Annotated in this window: 6 protein-coding genes and 3 tRNA genes; 3 read left to right on the top strand and 6 right to left on the bottom strand. The window is 57.5% G+C overall.

Annotated elements, in window-relative coordinates; translation table 11 throughout:
* Positions 1–117 precede the first annotated feature (117 nt).
* Entirely contained in the window at positions 118–1,170 is a 1,053-nt protein-coding gene (gene aroG, locus ENGE1_RS15985) for a 3-deoxy-7-phosphoheptulonate synthase AroG (RefSeq protein WP_048253061.1), read from the bottom strand.
* A 317-nt stretch (positions 1,171–1,487) separates the two neighbouring features.
* Here aroG and ENGE1_RS15990 point away from each other — a divergent pair, with 317 nt between their 5' ends.
* On the top strand, positions 1,488–1,838 hold the full coding sequence (locus ENGE1_RS15990) for a YbgS-like family protein (protein WP_043085115.1): 351 nt from the start codon (positions 1,488–1,490) through the stop codon (positions 1,836–1,838).
* Between the two features lie 119 nt (positions 1,839–1,957).
* On the top strand, positions 1,958–2,890 hold the full coding sequence (gene zitB, locus ENGE1_RS15995; protein ID WP_045287013.1) for a CDF family zinc transporter ZitB: 933 nt from the start codon (positions 1,958–1,960) through the stop codon (positions 2,888–2,890).
* On the opposite strand, the gene pnuC is transcribed toward zitB, so the two are convergent.
* Positions 2,887–3,606: a nicotinamide riboside transporter PnuC gene (gene pnuC, locus ENGE1_RS16000; RefSeq protein ID WP_045287012.1), complete on the bottom strand. Its 720-nt coding sequence runs from the start codon at positions 3,604–3,606 to the stop codon at positions 2,887–2,889. The genes zitB and pnuC overlap by 4 nt on opposite strands.
* Before the next feature lie 34 nt (positions 3,607–3,640).
* Complete coding sequence (gene nadA, locus ENGE1_RS16005; RefSeq protein WP_045287136.1) at positions 3,641–4,684, bottom strand: quinolinate synthase NadA; 1,044 nt, start codon at positions 4,682–4,684, stop codon at positions 3,641–3,643.
* Between the two features lie 285 nt (positions 4,685–4,969).
* Here nadA and ENGE1_RS16010 point away from each other — a divergent pair, with 285 nt between their 5' ends.
* Positions 4,970–5,377, top strand: coding sequence for a nuclear transport factor 2 family protein (locus tag ENGE1_RS16010; protein ID WP_043085119.1), 408 nt, complete (start codon positions 4,970–4,972; stop codon positions 5,375–5,377).
* 149 nt (positions 5,378–5,526) lie between these two features.
* Here the strand turns inward: ENGE1_RS16010 and ENGE1_RS16020 are convergent.
* The 3 genes from ENGE1_RS16020 to ENGE1_RS16035 all read right to left on the bottom strand — a co-directional run bounded on the left by ENGE1_RS16020 (position 5,527) and on the right by ENGE1_RS16035 (position 5,982).
* Positions 5,527–5,602, bottom strand: a tRNA-Lys gene (locus ENGE1_RS16020).
* Positions 5,603–5,764: 162 nt separating this feature from the next.
* A tRNA-Lys gene (locus ENGE1_RS16030) sits at positions 5,765–5,840 on the bottom strand.
* Positions 5,841–5,906: 66 nt separating this feature from the next.
* Positions 5,907–5,982: transfer RNA gene (locus tag ENGE1_RS16035), tRNA-Lys, on the bottom strand.
* Between the last annotated feature and the right edge of the window lie 18 nt (positions 5,983–6,000).

A 6,000-nucleotide genomic window follows, 5' to 3' on the forward strand; every position in this document is an offset into this window, starting at 1 on the left:
GATATATCTGCTTAAGATCAAAAACATTCCGCATGATTAGGTTGCTAATCATTAAGGATTAGACGTTTCAGAGACAAAAAAACCGGCCCTGAGGCCGGTCACTTGTAGGGCGGTCACTTACCCGCGCCGCGCTTTCACCGCATTCGCAAGCTGATGCAGTACCTCCTCGGTGTCTTCCCAGCCGATGCAGGCGTCGGTCACGCTTTTGCCGTAAACCAGCGGCTCGCCGCTCTCCAGGCTCTGGTTGCCTTCCACCAGGTGGCTTTCGATCATCACGCCGGTAATCGCTTTCTCGCCGCCGGCAATCTGGCCGCAAACGTCAGCCGCCACGTCCATCTGTTTTTTGAACTGCTTGCTGGAGTTGGCGTGGCTGAAGTCAATCATCACCTGCGCGGGCAGGCCCGCCTTGTGCAGGCCCTCTTTGACCATCGCCACGTGATGCGCGCTATAGTTCGGCTCTTTGCCGCCGCGCAGGATAATGTGGCAGTCGCCGTTGCCGCTGGTGTTGACGATAGCGGAGTGGCCCCACTTGGTAACAGAGAGGAAGCAGTGCGGCGCGCCGGCGGCGTTGATGGCGTCAATCGCCACTTTGATGGTGCCATCGGTGCCGTTTTTGAAGCCCACCGGGCAGGAGAGACCGGAGGCCAGCTCGCGGTGCACCTGGGATTCGGTGGTGCGCGCGCCGATGGCGCCCCAGCTCATCAGATCGGCGACGTACTGCGGAGTGATCATATCGAGGAATTCGCCCGCCGCCGGCAGGCCGCTGTCGTTGATCTCCAGCAGCAGCTTGCGGGCAATACGCAGGCCGTCGTTGATCTGGAAGCTGTTGTCCATATGCGGATCGTTAATCAGCCCTTTCCAGCCGACGGTGGTGCGCGGCTTTTCGAAATAGACGCGCATGACAATCTCCAGCTCGCCCTTCAGGGTTTCGCGCAGGGCGGAGAGGCGGGCAGCGTACTCTTTAGCGGCAACGGGATCGTGAATTGAGCATGGGCCGATGATCACCAGCAGGCGATCGTCCTGCCCCTTGAGGATCTTGTGGATCGCCTTGCGCGCGTGCGAGACGGTATTCGCGGCATTTTCGGTGGCGGGGAATTTCTCAAGGAGTGCGACAGGAGGCAGTAACTCATTGATCTCTTTGATGCGTAAATCGTCGTTCTGATAATTCATGATCTTTCCAGCGTTGCCATATTTATCCAGTGAAGTGCAATCCCTTCAATCTATCTTGGCAGGCTGAAAGTGTAAACCGGATTTTACACTCGATCTGGATTATTCCTGGAAATCGCTTAAAAACTGGCTGTATCGTGCGCGAGAGTGGATATGCACTACACTTTTTAAATCAAAGCACTGCTTTTGATGGCATATGCAATATTACAATCCATTGAAAATATATTTTTCGGTATTGTCATCTGCATTCGGTCATCCAGCCAGCGATGGACACTGTTGGAAGCAGTTATCACGACGCCATAACCTACAGGAGTATGATGATGAAAATGAATCCACTCGCGACGCTTTTCCTCACGGCTGCGCTGACCACCCTGAGCGGCGCGGCGCTGGCGGCAAATACCGGACAGGCTAACGCCGCTGCGGATGCCGGGCAGGTTGCCCCCGACGCCCATCAGAATATTGCCCCCAACGGGGTGGACGGTAAAGATGTCAATACCGGCCCGGGATCCAGTATGAATCCCACCTCGGAAGTGGCCGACCCTAAAAGCAAGGACGACATCCACAAGAATTCAATGTGTAAGGACGGTAAGTGTCCGGATATGAATAAAAAGGTCCAGAGCGGCAACGGCACCAGCGATGTCGATCGTAAAACCGACGGTACCACTAATTAATTAGCGGCCGTGTGCCTTAAGGTCTGAAGGAGAGCCCGGCTCTCCTTTTTTTGAGCGCAGCGACTCAGAATCTGCAATGATGTAGAGGTTTATTTTCCACTTTTTTGCAGGGAACGAGTATGGCGCATTCTCACGCTCCAGCCGGGGACGGCAACGGTCGTCGTCTTTTACTGGCTTTCCTTATCACCGCCGGATTCATGATTATTGAAGTCGCAGGCGGGCTTATCTCGGGCTCACTGGCCCTCCTGGCCGATGCCGGCCACATGCTTACCGACGCCGCCGCGCTGATGTTTGCCCTGCTGGCCGTCCATTTCGCGCATCGCCCTCCTAATGCACAGCATACCTTCGGCTGGCTCCGCCTGACGACTCTGGCGGCATTTGTGAACGCCATTGCCCTGGTGATCATTACGGTGCTCATTGTCTGGGAAGCCGTCGAGCGCTTTCGCGCGCCTCAGCCCGTCGCGGGCGGCACGATGATCGTTATCGCCGTTGCCGGGCTGGTAGCCAACCTGCTGTCCTTCTGGATCCTGCACCGCGGCAGCGAGGAGAAGAACCTGAATGTGCGGGCAGCCGCGCTGCACGTGCTGGGCGATCTGCTGGGATCGGTTGGCGCCATCGTTGCCGCTCTGGTGATCCTGTGGACCGGATGGACGCCCATCGACCCCATCCTCTCAGTCCTCGTTTCCTGCCTGGTGCTGCGCAGCGCGTGGGCGCTGCTGAAAGAGAGCGTGAATGAGCTGCTGGAGGGCGCGCCGCGATCGCTGGACCTGGCGGCGCTGAAGCGGGATCTGCGGCATGAACTGCCCGAAGTGCGCGACGTACATCACGTCCACGTCTGGCTGGTGGGCGAAAAGCCGATGATGACGCTGCACGTGCAGGTCATTCCTCCGCACAACCACGATGCGCTGCTGGATCAGATCCACCACTTTCTGGCACATCGCTACCAGATAGCCCATGCAACGGTACAGATGGAGTACCAGCCCTGCAGCGGCCCGGAGTGCACCATTAACGATCCGCAGAGCGGGCACGCCCATCACCACCACCATCACTAGCGGGCAAGCGCGCGGGAACCTCTCTCCCGCGCGCTGCGCATCCACATCCGGCAGCCGTTCAGGGCAATAAAAGTCAGCAGCAGGTACTCAAGCGCCATGGCATAAACGCCCTGCAGGGCGAATATCGCAATGCTGATAAGGTTGATAACGACCCACAGCAGCCAGTTCTCGACGTACTTGCGGGTCATCAGGATCATCGCCGCAATCGACAGCACCATCATGGAGGCATCCCAGAACGGGAAAGCATCAGGCTGCAGCTCAGGCATCGTCACGTTCAGCCCCAGGGCCTGCATCAGCGTCACGGCAAGGCGGGTGAGGAAGGCGAAAACCGGATCGATAAAGCGGGTCATCAGCGCAATGGCCGCCGCGCAGACCGCCAGCCAGGCGAGCGCCTTCGGCAGCGGCAGCCAGCGGATCTGCAGTTCGGCCTCGTGCTGGCTGGTCTGACGCGACCAGGCGTACCAGCCGTAAATGTTGGCGGCGAAGAAAAAGAGCTGCAGCAGCAGGCTGGCGTACAGCTGGATCTGAAAGAAAATGATGGCAAACAGCGTGACGTTAACCAGACCGAAGGCGTAATTACTGATTTTTTCGAGGCTGGCAAGCCAGATGCAGAGCAGGCCGGCAACGGTGCCCACCGCCTCGATCCATGACAGGTCGTAGCCGCCCGCGCCGATGGGAATGTGCAGCAGGATGTTTTGTGTGCTGAAAAAGTCCATTTTATCTCCGGGTCGTGGACGGGAATTTGCCTTACTATCGCCTAAGCGTAGCTGCAAAATCCAGCATGCGGTTGAGCGGCCTCAGCGCGCCCTCGCGCAATGCGGCGTCAACGTGGATTTCATGCTCGCTGCCGCCGTGTTCCAGCCCTTCTGCTATCGCCTTCAGGCCGTTCATCGCCATCCACGGGCAGTGGGCGCAGCTGCGGCAGGTGGCGCCCTCTCCGGCCGTCGGCGCCTCCAGCAGCTCTTTCTCCGGCACCGCCTGCTGCATCTTGTAAAAAATGCCCCGATCGGTAGCGACAATCAGCTGCTGCTGCGGCAGCGTTTTTGCCGCCGCGATCAGCTGGCTGGTGGAGCCCACGGCGTCGGCCATGTCGACGATCGCCTGCGGCGACTCCGGATGCACCAGCACGGCGGCGTCAGGGTAGAGTCCCTTCATGCGGCCCAGAGCCTGGGTTTTAAACTCGTCGTGCACGATGCAGGCGCCCTGCCAGCAGAGCACATCCGCGCCGGTCTGTTTCTGTACGTAGCGGCCGAGGTGGCGGTCCGGCGCCCAGATAATTTTCTCACCGAGGCTGTCGAGGTGCTCAATCAGCTCTACGGCAATGCTGGAGGTCACCACCCAGTCGGCACGGGCTTTCACCGCCGCCGAGGTGTTGGCGTAGACTACAACGGTTCTGTCCGGATGGGCGTCGCAGAAGGCGTTGAAGGCTTCGCTCGGGCAGCCGAGATCCAGCGAGCACTCGGCGTTGAGGGTCGGCATCAGAATGGTCTTTTCCGGGCTGAGGATCCTGGCGGTTTCGCCCATAAAGCGCACCCCGGCCACCAGCAGCGTCGAGGCAGCGTGCTTCGCGCCGAAGCGGGCCATCTCCAGCGAATCGGAGATGCAGCCGCCGGTCTCTTCCGCCAGCTGCTGGATTTCCGGATCGGTATAGTAGTGGGCGACCATCACTGCATCGCGCTCTTTGAGCAGGCGCTTGATTTTCTCACGGTAGAACTGCTTTTCGTCGAGGCTCAGCGGCAGCGGCTTCGGCGGAAAGGGGTAAATTGCGGCTTCAGGATCGAACATCAGGCTCATCATCGCTTCTCGTTTGACTGGCTTAACATTTTCGCTGCTCGCAGGCTTTCAAAAGCCGCATCAATGGCAACGATGTTTTATATACTAAACAGGATAGCGAAAGTTGGGCTAAATGTCGTGTGAATTTTGCGCGGGAAACTGTTCTGAACTGCCGGCGCGCGGGTCGGTATAAATATCTCATTCTTAATTGCTCAAAATCGACGTCTGTGCGCCGTTTTATGAAATACATCGCGCTATTGTGGTGCCCTGCACCGCAAAATGTGCACAAGTCGAAAAGGAGAGCTTATGTCCAGTAGTGAGAAGGCCGTTGAGGTGGTAAGCCGGTTCCTTGCCGCCTCGATGGCAAAGGATGCCGCGCTGGCGGCCACCTTTATGCATCCTGAAGTAAAAATCACCTTTACCGGCGGACGTGAGTTCGCCGGTGCGAAGGACATTACGGCGTTTAACGGGTCGCGCTATAAATGGGTAAAGAAATCCATTGGCGAATATGACTGCGCGGATCGCGGCGATTGCGTGGTGGTGTACTCAAATGGCACGCTCTACGGCGAGTGGCCCGATGGCCGCCCGTTCGCCGGCAACCGCTACCTGGATCGCTTTGAAGTCCGGGAAGGAAAAATCGTTAAAATGGATGTCTGGAACGACAGCGCCGAGTGGATCCTCGCGCCGGAGATTAATCGCGCTGCTACGGTGTGACCTGGCGAATGCTGAACAGCAAAAAGGCGCCTTTAGGGCGCCTTTTCACACTGGTGGGTCGTGCAGGATGACTCGCGTCGCTCGCCCTTCGGGCCGTTGCTTTCGCTACGTTATCCTTCACGTTTAACGTCTAAGTGCGACGTTAAAATTGGTGGGTCGTGCAGGATTCGAACCTGCGACCAATTGATTAAAAGTCAACTGCTCTACCAACTGAGCTAACGACCCCTTACGGGAGTTTACTACTCTTTTTGTTCAGGTAACCGCGTCGCGAAAATCTGCGAAGAAGATGGTGGGTCGTGCAGGATGACTCAGCTTCGCCTCGCCCTACGGGCCGTTGCTTACGCAACGTTATCCTTCACGTTTTACAATCGCCACACACTTAACGATTGGTGGGTCGTGCAGGATTCGAACCTGCGACCAATTGATTAAAAGTCAACTGCTCTACCAACTGAGCTAACGACCCGTTAGCGTACTGCCTGAAACTTCACTCGTTACCACCAGCCTCAGCGTCTGAGTAAGACGTTAAAATTGGTGGGTCGTGCAGGATTCGAACCTGCGACCAATTGATTAAAAGTCAACTGCTCTACCAACTGAGCTAACGACCCCAGTGGTGGGTGATGACG

Origin of the sequence: Pluralibacter gergoviae ATCC 33028 = NBRC 105706 (assembly GCF_001598855.1) — a bacterium.
Lineage (GTDB): Bacteria > Pseudomonadota > Gammaproteobacteria > Enterobacterales > Enterobacteriaceae > Pluralibacter > Pluralibacter gergoviae.

Excerpts from the sequence above, each read along its gene's own strand:
- aroG (WP_048253061.1), bottom strand. The coding sequence starts at position 1,170 with ATGAATTATCAGAACGACGATTTACGCATCAAAGAGATCAATGAGTTA.
- nadA (WP_045287136.1), bottom strand. The coding sequence starts at position 4,684 with ATGAGCCTGATGTTCGATCCTGAAGCCGCAATTTACCCCTTTCCGCCG.
- zitB (WP_045287013.1), top strand. The coding sequence starts at position 1,958 with ATGGCGCATTCTCACGCTCCAGCCGGGGACGGCAACGGTCGTCGTCTT.
- pnuC (WP_045287012.1), bottom strand. The coding sequence starts at position 3,606 with ATGGACTTTTTCAGCACACAAAACATCCTGCTGCACATTCCCATCGGC.
- ENGE1_RS16010 (WP_043085119.1), top strand. The coding sequence starts at position 4,970 with ATGTCCAGTAGTGAGAAGGCCGTTGAGGTGGTAAGCCGGTTCCTTGCC.
- ENGE1_RS15990 (WP_043085115.1), top strand. The coding sequence starts at position 1,488 with ATGAAAATGAATCCACTCGCGACGCTTTTCCTCACGGCTGCGCTGACC.